The sequence below is a fragment of the Streptomyces sp. NPDC020681 genome (assembly GCF_044334895.1).
Classification (GTDB): Bacteria; Actinomycetota; Actinomycetes; order Streptomycetales; family Streptomycetaceae; genus Streptomyces.
Window position 1 is genome coordinate 316,898 of the sequence record NZ_JBIRTX010000008.1, and the last position, 21,596, is coordinate 338,493.

Here is a 21,596-nt window from a genome sequence, read left to right on the forward strand (position 1 = left end):
TCTCCCCGATCTACTCGGGGAGACCACCAGATGATGCCGCAGAGCTTTGACTACTTGCTGACTAGGGCCTGCAGGTGGGTGCTGAGCAGCCGCACGTCGTTGGCCGTGTTCTGGAGACCGTTCCAGCTACGTTCCTGGCCATCCGAGAACTTCCACGTGCCGGAAGTCCAGGCCACGTGCTTCTCGAGTCGGCGCAGGGTGATGCGGGTCTTATCCCAGTTGACCTTGTCGAAGGGGACGTCTGTGGTGAGTCGGTCCATGACATAGCCCATGGCCTGGATGCCCACACCATGGGTCAACCTCGACTCCCTGGGAGGCTTGTTCCACGCATCCTCGAAGAGGTTCTCCACTGCCGTCCAGAAGGACAGAAGGTGCGCCAGCATCGCGTCCTCGTCCCCGGTACCGTCCTCAGCGTTCCGGTACTGGTACAAGGAGCCCTCGTAGATGCTGTGCTCCAGCATCCTCAGAATGCTGTTGTCCTTGATGTTGCCGGTAGGCGACGTGGGGCTGCTGATCCTTCCGCAGAAAGGACCGTCCCCCATATTCAGAAGGACCATGAGCTTCGCGGCGAGTTGACGGCGCGCGTACGAGCGCGGCAACTTGGCGGTGGTCTCCGGCAGGAGTTCATACACGAGCCCCTTGGGCAGTGGCTTGGTCGAGTTGACCAAGATGAATTGCGACCGCTGCTCTTCCTGAGACGCAATGAAGCCCACGGCTGCGACGGGGAACTCTGCGAGGTCAGCGTCTCTGATGGCCGCGCTGCGCTGCTGACCGTCCACGAGCCAGGCCGGCTTCTCTTCATCAGACAGTGATTCGTCGACCGGGATGATCAGTTCGCCGGGGATGGAGTAGCTCACGCCACTGCCGCGGACCGCGGGTTCGAACGTGACACGATCATCGAAACCGAGAACCAAGGCGTTGGGAAGCATCGCCCCCTCAGATTCAAGGTAGCGGCGGATCGAGCGGATGTGGCTTTGGACCTCGGGCCGCTGGTACCCCTGCAGCTTCTTCTGGCTGTCGCGGCGGATGCGCGAGACGGCGGCAAAGTCTTCCAATTTCTTGCCGTCGACAGCGAAGCAGTAGATCTCCTTGTCGCCTTGGAGCACTTTGAGGGCGGGAACCTTCAGTACGTAGCGGTCGGCCACATCATCTCCTGTTTAAGTTGCTTTGTGTGCTATGCGCGTTCTGGACGATTATGTGAGCGGCAGCTTGCGCATCTTGGCTTCGAGTACCGTCATGTTATGGAATCCGCGGCGCTTATTTCGCTCTGTTCCACGAAAGATGACCATGTCGATCTTGTGCTTCCTGCAGAGTTCACATCGACAGTGATCCCAAGGGCGGTCGACAAGAGTTTCCCTGTAGTCGCCAACCTTCTTCAGCTTCTTGGCGTCACCGATGAGAGATTGATAGGCGCGCAAGGCGTCCATGACCTCTAGCACTTCAAAGTTCTCGTCGGCTTCATACTGGCGCAGCAATTTGAGGCATTCACGTTCGGCCTTAATGGCTGCCGACTGCGACACCACGCCTGCCAAAATCAGCTTCTTCAGGGTAGGGTTCCCGTCGACCTGGGGAACTCTGATCGCCAGGTATGAGCGGTCGGCGGTGTGGTAGTTATTTCGCTCATCCATGAACGCTTGCCGGAATGCTGATGTACTGTCGAAGCTGGTGACGTGATATTTAACGAAGCGTTCCATGCTGGCGATACGGGTGATTCCGAGAAGATGGAACCCGACCCCACTCTTGCGAACCTCAGAGATTTCTTCAAGGCAAGCAAGGATTTCCGGCGTTTTCAGCGGAACCATGCCACCTAGGGCGATTCGCTTGTAGCCCATTTTCTGGAGTTGGACGACACTGTCCGCATAGCTGGCCGGACTCCATCCCTGCGCCGCGCCAACCGGTTCCAACTGCTGATTGCTATCAGTGACCAGGCGATTGTGACTCTTGGTAGCTTTGATGAACTTTGCCGCCAAGTCGAGCGAAATCTCACGACGCTTTACCCATGCCGGATCAACGTCCTTGTCAGGGGCATCAGGCCGGTAACCGAAGATCACATGGTCGATACTGATTCCTGAGTTGAATCGGCACTCCGTGTAGTAGTGGAGAACGTCCTCAACTCTGTACGGAGGGTACTCTTCATTGATGTAGTTGAAGGATCCGCAGTCACCGAGGCTTTCCATCGCGTCAGGTAGCCCAAAAAAGGTCTTCACTCCGTCTCGGTAGAGCCGGTCCCTCTGAGGGGCGCTATACTTCCCGGCTCCCTTAACCGACCCATCCACGATGGCCTTGCTGACCAGTATCCCGTCGTAGGGCGCGGGCTTTACTGCCTGATGGGCATACAAGTCGTCCCGCTGCCGAACTCGCTCGTCCGGGTACTCATCGTTGATGAAGTCATACCTGGGATAGATCTGATCTTGACTATCAGGGAAGTAGAACTTCACGAAGCACCCATCCTTGAATCGCGATAAACGCGAATCAGAAAGTTTGACAGGATACTGATATGGCGGGGAGTGTTTTGCAACTCGTTCCAAGGGGTGTTGATTTCAGGCCAGCGCCCCTTGGTCCAATGACAGTGCGGCTTAATGAGCGCCAGTTCAGCCATGACCCTGTCGCTAATATCCGGCGAGTCAATATCGGCATCAAACAGAACTCGCTCCATGACCCGGTCCATGAGACGGCCCAGCGACCTGATTCCGACACCATGCATAAGGCGACTCTTGGCTGGAGGGAGCCCCCAGGCTTCAGGAAAAGTGTCCTTCACTGCGGTCCAGTAGACCACGAGAATCTTCCGAATGGCCGCGGTGTCAGTGGTTCCGTTGGACAGGTTTTTGTACGAGAAGAGGACACCGGAAGGTGACAGTGATTCAGTGATCGCAGTGATGAGGCTGTTGTCCTTGACGACGGTGTCTGACTTCTTATCGGGAGTCGTTGACGCCTGCTTCACGAGCCCCTTGAAAGGCGAGTCACTGTCCTGGTTGAGCGCGTTAACGAGGATCGCGGGAAGCTTTCGGGCGGACAGCCTGGTCGGCAGTTGGGTGTTCACTTCTGGGAGGAGTTCGGATACCAAATTGCTCGGAAGTGGAGACACCGTGTTGACGCGCAGGAACTGATCGCGCTGGATGTCTAGATTTTCGGCCACGAATCCCGCCACTGTGATCGGCAGGGTGGATCGCCGAGTGAGTGCAAGTGCGCGGCTTCGCTGCTGACCATCAACGATCAGAGCCGGACGAGGCGCGTCCCGCGACTCCGGTAGCGGAATCTCGAGGGTTCCGATGGTTGCCAGTCCGTCGCTTGGGTTGGGGCCGCGACTACCTTTAAACCGGACCGTGGTGGGCAGGGCAAGGATGAGCCCATTCGGGAACAGCACATCTTCACCGTCGAGGTATTCCAAAATTTGCTTAACGTGCTGCTTCTTTTCGGGGCGTTGATAGCCGAAGAGCTTGCCCGCCTCATCCCGGGAGATCCGTGCAACATCGGCTACGAGATCGACCTCTCGCGCTTCCAGGGCGAACAGATACAGGGGAATGTTCGGGTTCTGCTCAATGCGCAAGGCTCTGCGCTTGATGAGGTTCTCTGTCACAGTTCCCCCATAGTTCGGATGTACAAGTTGGCGAACCTGCTCTGCTCGCATGCCTGGTTGCCGTCACGCAGAACACGCAGGAGTCGCGACCGCGAGATGCCCGGATGTGACGCGCTCTCTCTCTTGATGAACGCCATGACGTCCTCGTCGGACATCGGCTTCCGGTTGTACCGCTCAGGCTCGGCTACGCCGGAAGCCCACTGCTGCCACGAGTCACTGGTGGCAGTCGAGGTCAGCCTGCCGTCCTCACAGTGCTCAAGCCATGAGGCGGCCATGCGCACGTTCAGGCTCGTCAGAGTGCCGCCGAGCGTGCGACGCAGACCCGCGTTGGAGGCCACTCTCTGGATGCCTGGGATCTCCTCGACGCCTCCAACCAGCAGGACCTCACCCCCAACGCTGGCCAGCGCGTGGATCTCGGCCTTCATGGCGTTTGCGTACACCTCGGACAGGACCATGAGGACCGGGCCCTGTCGGCCCAACTCCTCCAGGGTCTTGTGGCCAGTTCCTTCTTGAAGGTGCCCCCACCACTGGGCGCTGTCATCCGAAGAGGTGGTGACGGAGTCGGCGTGTCGCGTACTGAAGGTCGCCGCGTAGGCAGGCGCCGCCGCCGATACTGACCGGAGGCCGAGGCCGGCCGACGCCACCCACAGTTCCGCTTCAAATCCGACCTTCTCGGCCGCTGCAGTTAGCCGACGGGACTGTGTCCAGTGATCGCCCCGGTAGAGCTCGCTCAGAGGCTTCGTGTTCGAAGCCGCCTCGACGCGTTCTGCCCACGCTGCGGAGCGTTCCTTCACGCTGCCGGTCGGTAGCGATCTTGCATGGAGCGCGGCCTCCGGCACAGCGGCCTTACGGTCCGTGCAAGTGACCACCAACGATAGTTGCCTCACGCAGCTCGACTCCCGACGGCCTTAACTAGTAACTGATCGCGGTTACTCTACCCGTCAGTTATCGCGCTAGGGTGCACCAGTACACGCAGAGCTAACTAGGGAGCAAGGCATGGGACGTCCCGCGATCGTTCTACTGAGCGGCGGCCTGGACTCGACGACAGTTCTGGCCATCGCCAAGGACCAGGGCTACACGCCGTACGCGCTCAGCTTCCGGTACGGCCAGCGGCACAGTGTGGAATTGGAAGCCGCCAAGCGCGTGGCAGAGACTCAGGGCGTAGCCCACCACGTCATCGCAGACATCGACCTGCGAGTTTTCGGTGGCTCCGCCCTTACTGCTGATATCGACGTCCCGAAGCACGACTCGCTCGACGACGCCAGCAACAGTGACGCAGACAGCAGCGTGCCCATCACCTACGTGCCGGCACGTAACACGATCTTCCTGTCATTCGCCCTGGCCTACGCGGAGACCGTTGGCGCGAGCGACATCTTCACCGGCGTGACCGCCGTCGACTACAGCGGCTACCCCGACTGCCGTCCTGAGTACATGGACGCCTACGCCAAGATGGCGAACCTTGCGACCAGGGCTGGCCTTGAGGGAACTCAGGAGCTCAAGCTCCATTCCCCACTCATTGCGATGTCCAAGGCCGACATCGTTCGCGAGGGCCTGCGCCTGGGCGTCGACTACTCCCAGACGTCCAGCTGCTACGACCCGGACGAGCAGGGTCGGGCCTGCGGCCGTTGCGAGACCTGCCTGCTCCGCCTGAAGGGCTTCGCTGAGGCTGGTACCACCGACCCCGTGCAGTACCAGGGCGTCTGAGAATGACCTATCTGGTCAAAGAGATCTTCTACACCTTGCAGGGCGAAGGGAGTCACGCGGGCCGACCCGCTGTCTTCTGCCGCTTCTCGCGGTGCAATCTCTGGACAGGTCTTGAGAAGGATCGGCATCGGGCGATCTGCCAGTTCTGCGATACCGATTTCGTTGGAACTGACGGCGAAGGTGGCGGCCGGTTCGCGTCCCCTGATGACCTCGCCCAAGCAGTCGAGCAGGCGTGGCCTTCAACCTCCGCGGAACACCGCTTTGTGGTGTGCACCGGGGGTGAGCCGCTTCTGCAGCTTGATGAAGCAGCCATCGAAGCTCTGCACGCCAGGGGCTTCGAGGTTGCGGTGGAGACGAACGGCACCCGCGTACCGCCGCAGGGCATCGACTGGCTCTGTGTCAGCCCGAAGATCGGGTCTGACCTGGTCGTCACAAGCGGCGACGAGTTGAAGCTTGTCTATCCGCAGTTGGGCGGAGACCCGGGCCAGTTCGAGCACCTCGACTTCCAATTCTTCCGCCTCCAGCCCATGGACGGACCCGACGCAGAAGCCAACACCCGGGCCACCGTCGACTACTGCATGAAGAACCCGCGCTGGATCCTCTCTCTCCAGACGCACAAGTATCTGGGAATTCAGTAATGGAAATCTTTCGCGAGTTCACGTTCGAAGCAGCGCACCGCCTGCCCAGGGTTCCAGAGGGCCACAAGTGCGCGCGCCTGCACGGCCACTCTTACAAGGTCATCGTCCATGTAGAGGCTCCCGTTGACCCCGAGGCTGGTTGGGTCATGGACTTCGGGGACGTCAAGCGAGCCTTCAAGCCGCTCGAAGCTCAACTGGACCACTACTACCTCAACGAGATCGGGGGCCTCGAGAACCCCACCAGCGAGGTCCTCGCCCGCTGGATCTGGGAGCGGCTGCAACCGAAACTGCCCGCGCTCTCAGCCCTCACTGTCCGCGAGACGTGCACATCCGGTTGCACCTATCGGGGCGAGTGAGCATGCACGACATTCAGAATGAGACTGACTCTCGCGGCATCGAGCTCGATCAGGTCGGCATCAGTGGCCTTCGCTATCCCGTGTACTTCGAGGACGGTTACCTCCGTCAGGACGGCATCGCGGACATCGCAATCACCGTGCGGCTCCAACACGACCGCCGTGGCACGCACATGAGCCGCATGGTCGCCCTCGCGCACGACCACCTTCAGAGATTCGACCCCCGGCAGTTGCCGCAGGTCCTCAAGGCCGGAGCGGATCTGCTGGATGCGCCCGCAGTCACTGTGACGGTGTCCATGCCTATCAGCACGACCGTTGTAGCGCCGGCCAGCGGCCGTGAGTCGAAACAGGTTCACGACGTCCGTATCGAAGGGCACTGGGACAACGGTGACGTGACAGTAGCAACGGCAGTGACCAGTGAGGTCACCAGCCTCTGTCCATGTTCGAAGGCAATCTCCGACTACGGTGCGCACAATCAGCGCAGCCGGATCACACTCAGCGTGACGGGCCAGGGAGACACCCCGTACCCCCTGCCGGTCCAGAGCGCCGTGCGGTTGTTGACGTCCTCCGCTTCGGCGCCTGTAGTGCCTTTGGTCAAGCGCGCAGACGAGCGTGTCCTCACCATGCAGGCGTACGACCACCCTGTATTCGTCGAGGACATGGCTCGCGACGTCAGCATTGCGTGCCGGGATCGAGGCCTTCGCCACTCGGTGCGCATCCGCAACCTCGAAAGCATCCATAGCCACGATGCTGTCGCATACGTCGCTGGATAAGACCGGCAGCAACTTTCGAAGCTTGATCGCTACTCGTGTAACTGGCCCAGCCCAGGACCTCGCGTTCGGGTTGGGCCAGCTTCGGGCCCCTCCTGGTGCGAGCTCAAGCCTCCACGGGGAACTTTGACCGCAGGAAACTGGCAACGTACGACTGCACGTACTGCACCAGGGCCCTTCTGCCGTGGCCGCCGCCGCGCCGCTGGTTTTTGGACGGTGGCCACATCACCGCGCCCAACCCGCTGTGGCTTCGTCGGTGCCGACGCCGGCGGGCCTTCAGACATGGCTTTCCATCCACCACTGCTCGTCGGGAACTGCGAGAGCGGACGGGGAGCGCGGCAGGACTACAAGGGGGAGGTGCCGTTGCGGAGGTAACGTGAGCCCCTACAGCCTCGGCAGTCACCGCGAGGGCCAGAGTGTCAGCGATGCCCGCGGCGAGCTTGGTGATCGTGTTGAACGTTGCCGGTGCGACAACGACCGCGTCTGCCTGCGGTAGGGCCACCGGGTCATCCGGGTCGAAGTCCCAGCGCACCGCCTGCCCAGAGCACTGTTTGACACGGTCAATGTCCAGGAACCGACGCCCTACCGGGCTGGGGACGATGCACGGATCCCATCCAGCCGCCCGCAGCGCGGACGCGAAGTCGGGGAGATCCTCGGTAGGGCGTGTTCCACAACCCACAAGATGCACCACTGGATGCATACGAAACCTCTCCCTGTCGGCGTTGATCTTGCCATCAGGGCCGCTTGCTCAAATTCCGGATCGGGGAGCATTACAGCGGCCTAGGGTGTCTGGCATTTGACGCGTACATGTATCACTGCGATACGAGAAAGGAGGCCTTCGTGCCGGAGACCAACGAGACGCTGCACGACCGTTTCATAGAACTGTCCGGGCCTCCGGAACGGGGCCGGGTGGTTGACCTGCGGTGTGGCGCTGGCCCGGCCTTGACAGCCTTCGCGAGACGCTTTCCGCGGGCGCACCTCATGGGTTTCGACCGCTCTGAGGAGGCGTTGGACACGGCGCGCGAGCGGCTGCAACACCACTCAGGCATTGTGGAGTTGGCCTCTGTGGATCTGCGTGAGCAGCTGCCGCTTGCCGAGGCGAGCGTGGACGCGGTGATCTCGTCCAACCTTCTGGAATGCCTGCCCGACCCGGCGCAGTTGCTGAAAGAAATCTGGCGAGTGCTGCTGCCGGGCGGTGCTGTCCCATTCAGACTTCGACGCGATCGTGATCTCCGGTGTCCCTGTCGACCTGGACCGCCGGGTCGGCCACGCCTTCGCCGACGAGGCTCCACCGTGGATGGATAGCTCTGACGGCAGGATCGCTCGCAAGTTGCCCGGGCAGCCGGACGCCTCGTCTGGGCGTCGGCGGCACTTCCCGGCTCGGCACACGACCTGACTGCTGCGCGAACCCACGGCATCATCGCCGCGTTGACCAACGCTGACGTGATGACCTTCGCGGACAAGGCGTATCAAAGCGCCGGCGGTTCCGTGCGTATCCCGTTCAAGCGGCACCGCTACCGGCCGAAGCTCTCGCGCCGGCAGAAGGCCGTGAACAAGGCCCACGCCCGGATCCGCTGCCGCGGCGAACGCGCCGTCGCCACCCTCAAGACCTGCAAAATCCTGACCAAGCTGCGCTGCAGCCCCTCCCGGACGACCGCAATGGTGCAGGCCAGCCTCGTTCTCCACCACGTCGAAAACCCGACCTACCAAGGATGAGAAACGCTCAGCCGTGCCGACCGACCCTGGTGATGAGTTTTCGCGCCCGCACCCGTCACACCTACGACGGGACACGACGAGGCGGAAGGATGACGTGATGAGTGCGGACACGCGGCTGGAGGAGCTGGGAGTGAGCGGGCTGGGCGAGGTCGACGAGCCGGCGTTCTCGGGGCTGGCGGAGCGGCACCGGCGGGAGCTGCATGTGCACTGCTACCGGATGCTCGGGTCGTTCGAGGACGCCGAGGACACCGTGCAGGAGACGTTCCTCCGTGCCTGGCGGCGGCGGGAGACCTTCGAGGGGCGGTCGACGTTCCGGGCCTGGCTGTACCGGATCGCCACCAACGCCTGCCTTGACCTGCTCGCCAAGCGCCGGCCGGAGCCTGCGACCGGCGGCGAGGTGCTGTGGCTGCAGCCCTATCCGGACCGGCTGCTCGACGAGCTGCCCGCGGGCGACGCGGACGAGCCGGAGACCGTCGCCGTCGCGCGGGAGACGATCGAGCTGGCGTATCTGGTCGCGGTCCAGCACCTCGCGCCGCGCCCGCGGGCCGTGCTGATCCTGCGGGACGTACTCGGCTGGCCGGCGAAGGAAGTCGCGGAGCTCCTCGGGGGCTCCGTCAACTCCGTGAACAGCGCGCTGCAGCGGGCCCGTGCCGGCATGCGGGAGCACCTGCCCGCCGAGCGGCAGGACTGGACCGGCGGCGAGGAGGACGCAGGCACGCGCGAGCTGGTGCGCCGCTTTACCGAGGCGAGCGTGGCGACGGACGTTGACGTGCTCGCTGCCATGCTGCGGGACAACGTCCGCTGCTCGATGCCGCCCACGCCGGGCCTGTACGTCGGCCGCGACGCGGTGGTGAACAGCTGGGTCGAGGATGGATTCGTGGGCATGAAAGGCCTGCGCGGCGTCCTCACCTCCGTGAACCGGCAGCCCGCCGTCGCCTTCTACTTGTGGCAGAAGCACGAGAACGCGTACCTGCCACTGACGATCGACGTCCTGCGCATTACCGGCGGGGCGATCACCGAGATCGTCACGTTCCACGACGACCAGTTCCCGCGGCTCGGGCTGCCGGAGCGCCTGCCGGCGGACGGCGCGGAGTAGTCCCGGTGTGGACGCTCGCGCTGCGCGGTGGCGCGCGTGTCGCGGTGGTCGCGGCGGAGTGGTGCGACGCGTTCGGCGTCGTCACCCGCGGGCGGGTGCAGCTGGAGCTGCGCGACGGCGAGCCCGGGCCGGTCCTCGGACGCGACGCCGGGTTCTGGCTCCGCGGCACCGGCGTCCGCGCCCTGCGGAACCCCGGCCGTCGCACGGCGAGGGTGCGCATCGTCACCCCCAGGGCCAGGACCGTCACATGCCAGTCGAAACACCCCGTACGTCAGTTTCCGAGATGGAGGAACGACATGAACAGCATGAATGACGCCGGGGTCGGCGCAGTCCCGACATCGGGCCGGACCAGCCACACCCACCGACTCCGCGGGCTCGCCGGCACCGGCTTCATTGCCACGCTCGTAGCGATGGTGGCCACCGCCCTCGCCGCTGCGCTTGCCCGGGCCGTTGGCGTCGACTTCGAGGTCCCCGATGGTGGCGAGACGATCCCGTTGTCCGGGTTCGCCGTGGTGACCGGCTTCTTCTCGGTCGTTGGCATCGTCATTGCCGTCGCGCTACTTCGTTGGAGCGCTCGCCCCGCCGAGCGATTCGTGTGGACGGCAGTGTCGCTGACCGCGATCTCGTTGGTCCCGCCCCTCCTCTCCGGGGCAAACACCGCCACCACCACCGCCCTCCTCGGGCTACACCTCGTCGCAGCGTCGGTGATGATCCCCACCCTGGCGCGGAGCCTCCGCGCCCGGACCGATTGACGATCCCGCAACGGGACAACGCGCGCGCAAGGGCGTGCGCATTCCAGGGCACCTTGCGGGATGAAGGCCAAACGCCGTCCGCTTCGGTCGGGGCGCACCGGCTGGAGCGGGGACTCACGGGAAGCGGCGGCTGCCAGCAGGGCTCATGTGCCGCAGCCACCGAACCCAGCGTTAACTCGGGCCGGCCCGGCGTGCTCTCCAGCCGTAGGCGACGTGAGGCCCATCACCGCCGGTTCGTACCGGGTGCCGCGTCCTGAGGGAGTATCTGAGGGAGTAGCGCCACGAGCGTGAGCGCGGACCTTCCTACTTGTCGTGCTGTCGGCGCACCATCTCGGTGATCCAGGTGGGCGCGAACGGAGACGTGCAGCCCGGGGACGTCGGGTAGTCCTTGAGCACCTCCAGGCGCTCACCGATGTCCATTGCACGGGTGCGGTGCTCGGCGTGCTCGATCCCGATCTGAGCCAGGCAGTGGTTCATCGCCCACTGCAGGCGATCCGGGGCGTCTTTCATCTCCGCCTCGATGACGTCGAGCAGTCCCGCGAGGTCGAGGCCCTCGGGCTTCTTCGCCACGCGTTCGGTGGTCAGCGCCCAGCCGGCGCTCGCGACCACTGGATCCGGATCGGCGAACCAGGCCAGGCGCAGTTCCTCGGAGTGCGGGTTCTTCTTCACCACGTAGCTCACGAGCCAGTCGTGCACCTTGGGCGTGCGCGCCTCGCGCAGCATGGCGTCCAACTCGTCACGCTCGAACCCTTTCGGGCGGCAGATCAGGATCGCCAGCAGTCTCGCCGCGGTGTCGTCCGTCTCCCAGAGCCGGCGCGCGAGTTCCTGCTGCGTCTTCAGCCGCTTCGCGAGCGCGCGCAGCTTGCTGAGGTTCACACCGTGATCGTCACCGTGTTTCTCGTTCACCGCGCGCGCTTTCGGGTCCTCCAGTTCGGCCAGCTCGGCCATCACCTCGGCCACCGTCGTCTCGGTCAGCGTCGTCTCGGCCACCTCAGCCTCCCTCCATCACGTGCGGGATTCAGCCTACGACGGAGATCGGCCACCTCTCGTCCACGCGGCTCCCGCACCTGGGCAAGACGCGGCCACACACCCGTACTCAGGGTCCGCGGCCGCTCCCAACGCCGCTCCTCCATCGCGGCCTTGCGCTGGTACAAGCCCGGTGAACGCTCCCGACCGATCTACCGCGCCAAACGGCACACCGGCCACGGACAAGACGGCGCCCGGGCCCCCGCTGCCTGAGGCGAACGAGTGGCACGTGCGCCCGTTCGGCTCGCCCGTGTTGCTGCACCCCGAGGGGGCTTCTGAGATGGGGGTCGGGGCGCTCCTGACGCCCTGTGGACTCGATCCCTTGGAGGTACCAGTGATACTCCGTCGATGGTGTGCCGGTGTGGCCGCGACGGCCGGCCTTGCCGGTTCACTTCTGCTCAGTGCTCCCCCGTCCGCTGCCATGGACGCGGGGACGTCCACCGCACTTCGCCCGCTGACAGGGGAGGATGGCCCCAAGCCGCCGCCGCATAAGCAGGCAGCAGCGGAGGGCGGGCAGCAGCAACAGGGCAGCTGGCCCGGAGCGGACGGCCGGCCCGGAACCGACAGCCGACCCGGAACCGACAGCCGACCCGGAACAGACAGCCCGCCCGGAACCGACAGCCGACCCGGAACAGACAGCCCGCCCGGAACCGACAGCCGACCCGGAACCGACAGCCCGCCCGGAACCGACAGCCGACCCGGAACCGACAGCCCGCCCGGAACAGACAGCCGACCCGGAACAGACAGCCGACCCGGAACCGACAGCCGACCCGGAACAGACAGCCGACCCGGAACAGACGGCAAGAAGCCGGAGTGCCTGGGGCTGGTTCCGTCGCCCTACCCCTACGCGAACACGGAATTCGAGTGCAACGACTGGCGGTTCGGCCCGGCCAAGCTGCCGCGCACCGGGGTCCTCGGCAACATCCTCCGCGGCTACGAGCGGTTCGGCACGCTCACCCCGGTGGAGTTCCTCAACAAATGGTGGAACCCGAACGCCAACTCCCAGCTGGGCGACTGGAGGTACGCCCTGATTCCGGACAACGGCTTCGCCCATGACAGCAATGGGAATGTCATCGCGGCCGAGATCACCCTCAAGCCCGGCCAGCTGCTGGACCGCTTCGGCAACGAGTTCGGCAGGTACCTCGCACCGGCCGGTGCCAAGTACGGTGAACGCTCGATTCCGCCGTCCGGGCTCAACACCCAGGACCCGCGGTACCCCTACGACTACCACCTGTACCGGGTGAAGGAGGAAATCGTCGTGTGCACCGGGCCCGTCGCCCCGGCGTTCGAGCAACCTGGCCTGGGCGTGCAGTACGTCACCTCGGTCGTTGTCAACCAGACTCGGTACTGCCCGAACGTGAAGACCGGCGCGACGGTGTTCGACCTGGTGGACAGCGGCAAGCTGGTACGGGCGAACTGAAGCTGAAGGGCCACGGGCAGGATTGGTACATGGACCGTCACCAGCTGTGCGAGGCACTGAGCGCGGCAGGGGTCCCGGCAGGGCTGTACGAGATCGCCGACTACCCCGGCCCTCCTGGCGTCCCCCGACCTGAGGACCGTCTCTACCTGGAGAAACAAGCGGGTGAGTGGGTGGTGGGCGTTCAGCAGCGAGGCGTGCGCACCGTGCTGGAGCGCTTCCCCGACGAGGACCAGGCGTGCCGCAGCCTCTATGCCAAGCTGACCGACAGGGGCCCACCCATCTCGCCGCTCACGCCCGAGGAGACCGAGGAGTTGCTGCACGACAGCGAGGGCATTCAGCGCCGTGCCCGCGAGCAGTTGGCGCGGGCGCTTGATGCCGCCCGAGAGCCGCCGAAGGGCGATACCGGACAGTAAGCCCGAGGTGATCAAGGCCGCTGACCGCACGACGAGGGCCGCAGCCCGTTCATGGCTGCGGCCCTCGTCACGCGGACCGGCGTCGCGGAGCCACTGCGGTGTCTCGGCCGGCGGCCACGGCCGTCCCGTCAGTGGAACTGGCCCGGCCGGTAGTCGCCGGCCGGCTGCTGGACGATGACGTTTCCGCGGTTGAAGGTGTTGATGAGCGCGATGGTGCACACCAGGGCCGCGAGCTGGTCCTCGTCGTAGTGCTTGGCGGCGTTCGCCCAGGCCTCGTCCGTGACGCCACCGGCCGCGTCGGCGATGCGGGTGCCCTGCTCCGTCAGCTCCAGCGCGGCGCGTTCGGCGTCGGTGAACACCTTGGCCTCCCGCCAGGCCGCGACCAGGTTGAGGCGCAGTGAGGTCTCCCCGGCGTGGGCGGCGTCCTTGGTGTGCATGTCGGTGCAGAAACCGCAGCCGTTGATCTGGCTGGCGCGGAGCTTGACCAGCTCCTGCGTCGTGGCCGGCAGCGTCGAGTCCGCGAGCACCCGGCCCGCAGCGACGAGCTGCTTCCCGAACTTTGCTGCGACCGGGCTGGCCATGAGGTTCAACCGAGCTTCCATGGTGCGCTCCTGTGTCGTTGTTGGTGGATACACCTCTTGGACGGAACAGCTCGTCCCGCTGTGACATGGACGGATGTGACGCCCGTCTCCCTGTCGCCCCGAGGCGCGGTCCACGCGTTGACCGCACAGGTTCGCCGGGACGCCGGGACGCCGGGACGCCCGCGATGCCTTGCCGCTACGGGCCCCGGCGCCTCGGCGCCTTCGCGTCGCCGGCACGGCAACTAGAGTGAAACGGTGACCTCTCCGCCAGAAGACCGGCCATCACGCGTCAGCGAGGACGACCGCGACACGGCCGTGCAACGCCTGCAGGAGGCGTACTCCGAAGGTCACATCTCGTACGAGGAGATGGACGAACACCTCCACCAGGTGCTCACCGCCACGACCCACAGCGAGATCGTGTCGGCTCTGACCTCGCTCCCGGAGGAGAATCCGGGCACCACGTCCACGATCGGCGCCGTCAGCGGACGGATCCTGCGCCGCGGTGCATGGCCGGTACCTCGGTTCCTCAAGGTCGAGTCCGCATTCGGAAGGGTTCACCTGGACCTGTCCCGCGCGGTCATCGAGCATCCGGTGGTCGACATCGAGTTGCAGCTCGGCACCGGCAGGGCCACGATCACGGTGCCTCGCGACGCGGTCGTCGACGTCGACGACCTGCACACCGGGTGGAAGGACTTGCGCTACAAGACCCGGCGGCCCTCCCGACCCGGCGGGCCGAGGATCCGGATCTCCGGGGCCATGGGGTACGGACGGTTGAAGATCCGCCACGCGAGGCGTTGAGGCCCCGTCCGGCACCACGACCGCCTGTCCGGCACGTCGAGCCACCGCCGCCAGCCCCGCCTCGGTCAGCCCGTGCCGCCCTGCCCGCCGTACGTACCGCCCCGCTCGCGGTACGTGGTGACACAGTCGGCTTCCTGCTCCAGCGCGGACACGACGTCCCCGTAGCGAGCGTGGTCGACAACGGCGCGTACCGCCTCGTCGAGGCTCAACAGCCCTGCGGACACTCGGTCGTTGGCGAAGACGCGGCCTGGGCGGACCCGGGCGTACGCGGACCAGGTTCCCGTGTCGGAGAGGATGACGCGGCCGACCGGAAACCCGCCGGGGAGCCCGTCGTCCACGCATACGTACACGACGTCCGCGTCCGCGGCATCGGTCCGGTCCGGGCTGAGGAAGAGCATCCGCTGTTTCAGCAACCTCGTGAGAGACCTGTCGATGACGGCCAAGTTCCTGCTCCTTCCTCCGGAGGGGCGGCGGCCGTTCCCCTCGCAATGGCCGCCGCCCCGCACAGCGCGCCCTCCGGTGCTTCCCCGCGGTTGTCCGCGGGGTTGCGATGGGCACTTGCAAACCATGGCGTCAGGCGCTGCAATGCCAATGAAATTCTGATGATGCGCGGGGCGCGGGGCGGGGCGGAGGCTTCGGGGTGGGCGCAGGATCTCGTCGACGGCTCCGGCTCGCGGTGCTCGGGCCGGTGCGGGCGTGGCGGGGAAGTACGCCGCTGGACCTCGGGCCCGTCCGGCGGCAGGCCGTACTGGCCGCGCTGGCGCTGCGTCCTGGCTTCCTGGTGAGTCACGATCAGTTGCTCGACGGGGTCTGGGGAGCCGAGCCGCCGAACTCCGGCCGCAAGGTACTGCCCAGCTACGTCTACCAGTTACGGGAGATCCTCGACGCGGAGAGCACCGGACCGGCGGATTCGGTGATCCGCGGCGAACGGGGCGGGTACCGCCTCGTCGCCGACGGTGCCCAGCTCGATGTGGCGGATCTGACCGAGCACGTCGAGGCCGCGCAGCGCGCGAAGGCGTCCGGCGATCCGGCCGCCGCGATGGACCGGTTGTCGCAGGCGCTCGCCCTGTTCGTCGGCGAGCCGCTGGCCGGGCTGCCGGGACCGTTCGCCGATGTCGAGCGGCAACGGCTGCTGGAGCGGCTGCGCACGGTTCGAACGGAACGGCTGGAGTGCTTGGTTCTGCTCGGCCGGTACGCCGATGCCCTGGACGACCTCGCCGCCCTGTCGGTGTCCAGTCCGTACGACGAGTCGCTGGCCGCTTTGCGCATGCGCGCCCTGTACGGCAGCGAGCGTCAGGCGGAGGCGCTGAACGTCTACCAGGACATGCGCGAGCGCCTGCGCGACGAACTCGGGGTCGATCCCGGCGACGAACTCCACCGCGTACATGAAGCGGTGCTGCGCCGGGACGACGAACGCATCCTCGGTCCTGCCACGGCGCGCTCCGCCGCTCCTCCTCCGCAGCCCCGGCGCCGCCGCACCGTGAATGAACTGCCGGGCGACGCCGGGCACTTGATCGGGCGGGAGGCCGAGCTGGCCCAGCTGATCTCGCCCTCCGCGCCCGGGTCCGTATCGATCGTGACGGTGGACGGTACGGCCGGGGTCGGCAAGACCGCGCTCGTCGTACGCGCGGCCCGTGAGCTCAGCACCCACTACCCGGACGGCTGCCTGTTCGTGGACCTGCGCGCGCACAGCACACAGCGGCGGCAGTCGCCGGAGCGGGCGCTCCAGCGACTGCTGCGATCGCTCGGTGCGGCCAAGGGCGAGTTGCCGAGCGACCTCGAAGAACTCACCGCCGTGTGGCGCGCGACCACCAGCCCGCTACGGCTGCTCCTCGTGCTGGACGACGCTCTGGACGCCGACCAGATACGGCCGCTGCTGCCCGCGGGAGGCGGAAGCAGGGTGCTGGTGGCCGGCCGACGACGGCTGGCCGAACTGGACGCCGACCGACGGGTCACCCTGGAGCCCCTGGAGAGCGGCGACGCCGTGTCCCTGCTCACGCACATCATCGGAGAGGAGCGCGCGAGCCGGGAGCCGGAGGCGACGCATCAACTGGTCGGGCTCTGCGACGGGCTGCCGCTGGCGCTGCGCATCGCCGGGTCGCGGCTGCAGAACCGCGGCACCTGGACGGTGGAGTATCTGGTGGGCCGCATGGCCGGCGATGAGCACCGGCTCGGTGAACTGAGCGTCGGGGACCGGAGTGTGGAGGCGGCCTTCCGCCTGTCGTACGACCAGCTCGCGCCCGAGCAGCAGCGCGGTTTCCGCGCACTGGGCATGGCGCCGACGGTCGAGTTCGACGTGCTGACGTCTGCGGCCATGCTCGACCGGCCGTCCCGCGACACCGAGCGGATTCTGGAGAGCCTGGTCGACACGAGCCTGCTGCAGGAGCCGCGGCCGGGCCGCTACCGGTTGCACGACCTGGTTCGCGTGCACGCGCGGCGCCTCGCGGAAACCGCGCCCGCCGAAGCCGCCGTGGCGCGCACGGCCGCGCTCCGCCTCTATCTGGACGCCGCCCGGATCACCAGTGACTTCGGCGCTGCCGGTTTCCCCACCGGACCTGAGCCCGCCGACGCACCGTTCACACATTGGCAGGACGCGGAGACCTGGCTGGACGCGGCCGGTGGAGAGCTCGCCGATGTCGTCGGACACGCCGCGGCCCTCGGCGAGGCCGACTATGCCTGCTGGATCGCCGAGGCGTTGGTCGACTACTTCGTACGCCAGGGCCGCTACCACGAGTGCCAGACGGCCCTTGAGATCGCACTCGCGCACGTGGACGAGGCCACCGACCGGCGGATGGCCCTCGCACTGCGGAACTGCTTGGGCTACACCGGCGTATACCAACGCCGGTACCGGCAGGCCCGCACCTGCCTCACCGAGGCACTGGACCTCAGCCGACGCCGCACCGACCCGTTCGAAGAGGCCCGGGCTCTCGCCGCGCTGGGGGCTGTCGACCTGAGTGTGGGCGAGGACGACCGGGCGATTCGCCATCTCACTGCGGCGGTGGACCTGGCCCGGCAGCTGAGCAACGACTGGATCGCCTCGATATCACTCGTCACCCTCGGCCTTGCCCACCAATTCCGGCGACGGAACGAGGAGGCGCTGGCCTGCTTTGCCGACGCCCACACGCACGCCGAGACGGACGGCAGACCGCGCGTACTGGGCAGGACCTTGACCTGCGCCGCCGACGTCCACCTCCGCCTCGGCCACTACGGTGAGGCCAAGAGCCGGTTCCGTCAGGCGGTCGAACTGGGTGAGCAGGTCGGGGACGTCTTCCTCTGCGCGCGCAGTCTGACCCGGCTGGGCACGGCGGAGCGGGGCGAGGGAAACCTGAACGCGGCCGTGGCTCTCCATCACCAGGCCCTTCTCCAGCACCAGTTGCTGTCCCCGATCACCGACCCCAGCTACCACTGGCTGGAGATGGACATCCGCAGCCGTCTGGGCCACGCCTACTTGGCGACAGGCCGCGTCCGCGAGGCGCGCGAGCAGTTCGAGACCGTGCTCCACGTGCACGACGCACGTGCGCGGCGCACCGACCGCGCACGGGCGGGCAAAGGGCTCAAAGACCGCTAGGGGGTGTCTTTTGGATCAGGCCGGATCAGCGAGCGGGGTCTGGGATGGTGCATCGCAAGGCGGAGGAAGGAGCCGACGCGGAGCGTCGGCGACTGACGCAACGCGGCGTGGGGGTACCTCCCGTGCCCGAAGGGCTACGGGGGCGTGCCGTGCCAGGGCACGCGAGCCCGGCAAGATCCGAAAGACACCCCCTAGGCCCGGTAGGCGTTGACCGGTTCTCGTCCCTGCGCCGAGAGTGCGCGGGCCGGTCAGACGCTCAGGGTCTTCGAGGGCGGATGGCCGTACCGCTCCCGGTAGTACGCGGCGAACCGCCCCAGGTTGGAGAACCCCCAGCGGTACGCGACGTCGGAGACCGTGGCCGAGCCGTCCCGTCCGGCGGCGACCAAGTCCTGGTGCGCCCGCTTGAGGCGGACCTCGCGGAGGTAGCCGAGCGGTGTGGTGTCCAGGTGCCGGCGGAACGCCTCCTGGAGGGCGCGTGGGCTGACCCGGGCCGCCGCGGCCAGGTCGGTGAGGGTGTGCGGCTGCTCGGCCCGTTCCTCGACCAGGGCCATCACGCGGCGCACCGCGGCGTGGGAGACGATGCCGGTGCGCTGCGGGTCCACGCCGTTTGTGATCAGCCGCTGGGTCTGGACGAGCAGGGCGGCCGTCGTCTGCGTCAGATGGGTGGAGACAAGCGGGTTGGTGCCGGCGATGCCCTCGCCGAGCACCTCGCGTCGCACGGCCGCGGAGATACCTGCCCAAGTCAGGGCGGCCTGGGGCGAGATGGCCCCGCCCAGCGCGAACCGGGCGCGTACCGGGTCGTCCAGGCCGAGCGCGTCGGCCGCGGCCCGCTCCACAGTCTCGCGGGCGAGCCGTACGGTCATCATCCGCGCGCCGGGCGACCAGTGCACCTGGAAGCTGCGGTACGGGTCCAGGACATAGGTCTCGCCGGGACCGACGCAGCACACCTCCCGGCCCGGGGAGGTCACCGTCACCCGGCCGTGAATGACCTCGCAGACCAGCAGATAGCTGTCGAGCGGCTGCGGCTTGATCAGGGTCTCCGCGTCGAGGCGCGGGGATCCGTACGACAGACCGGAGACAGTGATCCCGGGAAAGCCACTCTCGGCGTACCAGGCGGAGAACTCCCGGGAGTCGCCCAGGCAGTCCAGCTGGTACGGGCTGTATGCGTGGCTGATGATCTCCCGGGTCTCCTCGAGATCGTTGCTGTGCACGAGGGTTGTCAGCTTGCTCAGGTCACCGGGGACGGCGCTGAGCTGTGCCATCAGGAATGTCCCCTCATCTCCGCGTTTTCCGGCCGAGAGCCGCGTTCGGCGAGTAGCCGACCGATGGAACCGTTAGTAGCGTCGTGCATTGTCCGCAGTCAAGGTGCCGCCGATTCCCTGAGCGGTTTCGGGACAGGCGCGTCGGGCGGACACCGTCCTGGAAGCACGGGGGACGTTCAGGGCGGTTTATTGTGAGTGGACCCCGTCGCGCCAGTCGCAGCGGGGTCCCTCTACAGCATGGAAACCACCGTGGCTCAGCCGAAGAACGACGACCGGCGCGAGGCCCTCGAGCCCGCCGTCGAGTCGATGACCCTGCTGGTCGCCGCCGTCATCGTGCACGACAAGGCCGAGAATCGCGTCGTGCTCATTCAGCGGGGCGAGCGGGCCAAGTTCGGGCAGGGGATGTGGGACCTCCCGACCGGCAAGAGCGAACCCGGCGAACCGATCACCGAAACCGCAGTCCGGGAACTCCGCGAAGAGACCGGCCTGATCGTCAAGCCGGAAGCGCTCAAGGTCGCCCACATCGTCCACGGAGCCTGGGGCGTCGAGGCTCCCAACGGCTTCCTCACCGTCGTCTTCGCCGTCCACGAATGGTCCGGCGAACCCGAGAACCGCGAGCCCCGCAAGCACGCCCAGGTCCGCTGGGCCGACGCGGAGGCCGTCCCTGGCGAGTTCGTGGCCGGTACGGCGGGCGCTCTCCGGGAGTACCTGCGCGGCGGGCCCGAGGTGTCCGTCGGCGTCTGGCACTGACCGGCCACGTGGTGCTCATTGCCCCGATCAGCGCATTTCGCCTCCGGGGAAGGTAGGCCACGCAAGGGCCCGCGGACACAACCTCATCGGAACCTGATGCCTTCCTTAGCGCTGTCTGAAGAAGCCTTCTTCGGCCTGCTTGCGGCCACCGAACAGACTTACGCTCACGACACCCCCACAGATCCCGGCGGGCACCCTTCACGCCTGCCGGGATCGTCCACGTTCCATCGCTTCTTCGAGGTGTCGTACGTATGAGTTCCCGTTCCCCCCACACGCAGCGCCACCCGCAGCAGAGCTCGCACGCCCGTCCCAAGCGGCTGTTAAGAACGCGGAATGTCGCTCTCGCCCTGAGCGCGGTCACTGTCACGGCGTGTGTCGGGGTGGGTGCCGCCTCCGCCGGGATCATTCCGGGCGGCTCGAAGGGGCACGCGAAAACGAACACCGCCAAGGTCGTCGCCGGCAAGGCGGACGCCGCGGCCAAGAAGGCCGGTACGCCGCGCAAGGAGTGGGTGAGCTCCACGGCGTTGCCGAAGTCCACCCTCGACGAACTCAAGAAGCTGCGGGAGCTCAAGAGGCTCGAGGACCTCAAAAAGCTCCGGGAGAAGATATCCGCGCCGAAGCCGCCGAAGGCCCGGCCGACCCCCACCAAGACGCCCACCGCCCGGCCGGCTCCCGCGCCTTCCGCACCGGCGAACGGTGGATCCGGCGGTTCGACCGCCGCGCCCGGCGCCCCCGCCGACAGCACCGAGGCGCAGGTGATAGCGCTCGTCAACAAGGAGCGTGCGGCCGCCGGTTGTTCACCTGTCAAGGAGAACCCGAATCTCACCAGGGCCGCCGACCGCTACAGCACGGTCATGGCGAAGAGCGGCGTGATGTCCCACACCGGCCCTGACGGGTCCACGATGGTCACCCGCGTCGAGGCCGCAGGCTACGCCTCGTGGTCCAACGTCGGCGAGAACATAGCCATGGGCCAGCGGGACGCCGGCGCGGTCATGAAGGCCTGGATGAACAGCGCGGGCCACAAGGCGAACATCCTCAACTGCGCCTTCAAGGAGATCGGCGTGGGCGTCGATTTCGGGAGCGGCGGCCCCTGGTGGACCCAGAACTTCGGAACCCGCCGCTGATCAAGTCCCTTCGCCTTTTCGGACGGAGCACGAACCAGCCCTTTGCCC

22 protein-coding genes and 1 pseudogene are annotated in these 21,596 nt (G+C 66.5%); 14 read left to right on the top strand and 9 right to left on the bottom strand.

Annotated elements, in window-relative coordinates; genetic code table 11:
• Positions 1-50 precede the first annotated feature (50 nt).
• Genes dbpB (ACH4YL_RS21535) through ACH4YL_RS21550 form a run of 4 tightly spaced genes read right to left on the bottom strand, consistent with a single transcriptional unit; the run spans position 51 to position 4,371 of the window.
• On the bottom strand, positions 51-1,145 hold the full coding sequence (gene dbpB / locus ACH4YL_RS21535) for a DGQHR domain-containing protein DpdB (RefSeq protein WP_398508992.1): 1,095 nt from the start codon (positions 1,143-1,145) through the stop codon (positions 51-53).
• Between the two features lie 48 nt (positions 1,146-1,193).
• On the bottom strand, positions 1,194-2,438 hold the full coding sequence (gene dpdA, locus ACH4YL_RS21540; RefSeq protein WP_398508993.1) for a tRNA-guanine transglycosylase DpdA: 1,245 nt from the start codon (positions 2,436-2,438) through the stop codon (positions 1,194-1,196).
• Positions 2,435-3,577, bottom strand: coding sequence for a DGQHR domain-containing protein DpdB (gene dbpB / locus ACH4YL_RS21545; RefSeq protein ID WP_398508994.1), 1,143 nt, complete (start codon positions 3,575-3,577; stop codon positions 2,435-2,437). The genes dpdA and dbpB (ACH4YL_RS21545) overlap by 4 nt, the downstream gene beginning before the upstream one ends.
• Positions 3,574-4,371 carry a hypothetical protein gene (locus tag ACH4YL_RS21550; RefSeq protein WP_398508995.1) on the bottom strand — a complete coding sequence of 266 codons (798 nt, stop codon included), beginning with the start codon at positions 4,369-4,371 and terminating at the stop codon, positions 3,574-3,576. Before ACH4YL_RS21550 ends, dbpB (ACH4YL_RS21545) begins: the two co-directional genes overlap by 4 nt.
• A gap of 202 nt (positions 4,372-4,573) precedes the next feature.
• Here ACH4YL_RS21550 and queC point away from each other — a divergent pair, with 202 nt between their 5' ends.
• Genes queC through ACH4YL_RS21570 form a run of 4 tightly spaced genes read left to right on the top strand, consistent with a single transcriptional unit; the run spans position 4,574 to position 7,045 of the window.
• Positions 4,574-5,281 carry a 7-cyano-7-deazaguanine synthase QueC gene (gene queC, locus ACH4YL_RS21555; protein ID WP_398508996.1) on the top strand — a complete coding sequence of 236 codons (708 nt, stop codon included), beginning with the start codon at positions 4,574-4,576 and terminating at the stop codon, positions 5,279-5,281.
• A 2-nt stretch (positions 5,282-5,283) separates the two neighbouring features.
• Positions 5,284-5,919: a 7-carboxy-7-deazaguanine synthase gene (gene queE, locus ACH4YL_RS21560; RefSeq protein ID WP_398508997.1), complete on the top strand. Its 636-nt coding sequence runs from the start codon at positions 5,284-5,286 to the stop codon at positions 5,917-5,919.
• Entirely contained in the window at positions 5,919-6,275 is a 357-nt protein-coding gene (gene queD / locus ACH4YL_RS21565) for a 6-carboxytetrahydropterin synthase QueD (protein WP_398508998.1), read from the top strand. The genes queE and queD overlap by 1 nt, the downstream gene beginning before the upstream one ends.
• Positions 6,276-6,277: 2 nt before the next feature.
• Positions 6,278-7,045: a GTP cyclohydrolase I FolE2 gene (locus tag ACH4YL_RS21570; protein ID WP_398508999.1), complete on the top strand. Its 768-nt coding sequence runs from the start codon at positions 6,278-6,280 to the stop codon at positions 7,043-7,045.
• A gap of 103 nt (positions 7,046-7,148) precedes the next feature.
• Here the strand turns inward: ACH4YL_RS21570 and ACH4YL_RS21575 are convergent, their stop codons facing one another.
• Complete coding sequence (locus tag ACH4YL_RS21575) at positions 7,149-7,742, bottom strand: flavoprotein (RefSeq protein ID WP_398509000.1); 594 nt, start codon at positions 7,740-7,742, stop codon at positions 7,149-7,151.
• A 140-nt stretch (positions 7,743-7,882) separates the two neighbouring features.
• Here ACH4YL_RS21575 and ACH4YL_RS21580 point away from each other — a divergent pair, with 140 nt between their 5' ends.
• The 4 genes and pseudogenes from ACH4YL_RS21580 to ACH4YL_RS21595 all read left to right on the top strand — a co-directional run bounded on the left by ACH4YL_RS21580 (position 7,883) and on the right by ACH4YL_RS21595 (position 10,606).
• The gene (locus ACH4YL_RS21580) at positions 7,883-8,347 is read left to right on the top strand and encodes a class I SAM-dependent methyltransferase (RefSeq protein ID WP_398509001.1); all 465 of its coding nucleotides are present in this window, start codon (positions 7,883-7,885) and stop codon (positions 8,345-8,347) included.
• A 24-nt stretch (positions 8,348-8,371) separates the two neighbouring features.
• Positions 8,372-8,758 (top strand): annotated as a pseudogene (locus ACH4YL_RS21585) (transposase family protein); the annotation flags it as partial.
• Positions 8,759-8,855: 97 nt separating this feature from the next.
• The gene (locus tag ACH4YL_RS21590; protein WP_398509002.1) at positions 8,856-9,854 is read left to right on the top strand and encodes an RNA polymerase subunit sigma-70; all 999 of its coding nucleotides are present in this window, start codon (positions 8,856-8,858) and stop codon (positions 9,852-9,854) included.
• A gap of 5 nt (positions 9,855-9,859) precedes the next feature.
• A complete protein-coding gene (locus ACH4YL_RS21595; protein ID WP_398509003.1) occupies positions 9,860-10,606 on the top strand; it encodes a DUF6069 family protein in 747 nt (248 codons plus the stop codon).
• Positions 10,607-10,909: 303 nt separating this feature from the next.
• On the opposite strand, the gene ACH4YL_RS21600 is transcribed toward ACH4YL_RS21595, so the two are convergent.
• On the bottom strand, positions 10,910-11,554 hold the full coding sequence (locus tag ACH4YL_RS21600) for a DNA alkylation repair protein (protein ID WP_398509101.1): 645 nt from the start codon (positions 11,552-11,554) through the stop codon (positions 10,910-10,912).
• A gap of 1,039 nt (positions 11,555-12,593) precedes the next feature.
• Between ACH4YL_RS21600 and ACH4YL_RS21605 the strand changes: the two genes are divergently transcribed.
• The gene (locus ACH4YL_RS21605) at positions 12,594-13,052 is read left to right on the top strand and encodes a TNT domain-containing protein (RefSeq protein WP_398509004.1); all 459 of its coding nucleotides are present in this window, start codon (positions 12,594-12,596) and stop codon (positions 13,050-13,052) included.
• 29 nt (positions 13,053-13,081) lie between these two features.
• Entirely contained in the window at positions 13,082-13,465 is a 384-nt protein-coding gene (locus tag ACH4YL_RS21610; RefSeq protein WP_398509005.1) for a hypothetical protein, read from the top strand.
• A 128-nt stretch (positions 13,466-13,593) separates the two neighbouring features.
• On the opposite strand, the gene ACH4YL_RS21615 is transcribed toward ACH4YL_RS21610, so the two are convergent.
• Positions 13,594-14,067: a carboxymuconolactone decarboxylase family protein gene (locus tag ACH4YL_RS21615; RefSeq protein ID WP_398509006.1), complete on the bottom strand. Its 474-nt coding sequence runs from the start codon at positions 14,065-14,067 to the stop codon at positions 13,594-13,596.
• Positions 14,068-14,301: 234 nt separating this feature from the next.
• Here ACH4YL_RS21615 and ACH4YL_RS21620 point away from each other — a divergent pair, with 234 nt between their 5' ends.
• Positions 14,302-14,844, top strand: a complete 543-nt coding sequence (locus ACH4YL_RS21620) for a DUF1707 domain-containing protein (RefSeq protein ID WP_398509007.1) — start codon at positions 14,302-14,304, stop codon at positions 14,842-14,844.
• A gap of 65 nt (positions 14,845-14,909) precedes the next feature.
• On the opposite strand, the gene ACH4YL_RS21625 is transcribed toward ACH4YL_RS21620, so the two are convergent.
• Positions 14,910-15,287 carry a hypothetical protein gene (locus ACH4YL_RS21625; RefSeq protein WP_398509008.1) on the bottom strand — a complete coding sequence of 126 codons (378 nt, stop codon included), beginning with the start codon at positions 15,285-15,287 and terminating at the stop codon, positions 14,910-14,912.
• Positions 15,288-15,484: 197 nt separating this feature from the next.
• Between ACH4YL_RS21625 and ACH4YL_RS21630 the strand changes: the two genes are divergently transcribed.
• Positions 15,485-18,412, top strand: a complete 2,928-nt coding sequence (locus ACH4YL_RS21630) for a BTAD domain-containing putative transcriptional regulator (RefSeq protein WP_398509009.1) — start codon at positions 15,485-15,487, stop codon at positions 18,410-18,412.
• 248 nt (positions 18,413-18,660) lie between these two features.
• On the opposite strand, the gene ACH4YL_RS21635 is transcribed toward ACH4YL_RS21630, so the two are convergent.
• Entirely contained in the window at positions 18,661-19,674 is a 1,014-nt protein-coding gene (locus ACH4YL_RS21635; protein WP_398509010.1) for an AraC family transcriptional regulator, read from the bottom strand.
• 237 nt (positions 19,675-19,911) lie between these two features.
• Between ACH4YL_RS21635 and ACH4YL_RS21640 the strand changes: the two genes are divergently transcribed.
• Positions 19,912-20,424 carry an NUDIX domain-containing protein gene (locus tag ACH4YL_RS21640; RefSeq protein ID WP_398509011.1) on the top strand — a complete coding sequence of 171 codons (513 nt, stop codon included), beginning with the start codon at positions 19,912-19,914 and terminating at the stop codon, positions 20,422-20,424.
• Between the two features lie 251 nt (positions 20,425-20,675).
• Positions 20,676-21,548, top strand: a complete 873-nt coding sequence (locus ACH4YL_RS21645; RefSeq protein ID WP_398509012.1) for a CAP domain-containing protein — start codon at positions 20,676-20,678, stop codon at positions 21,546-21,548.
• Positions 21,549-21,596 lie beyond the last annotated feature (48 nt).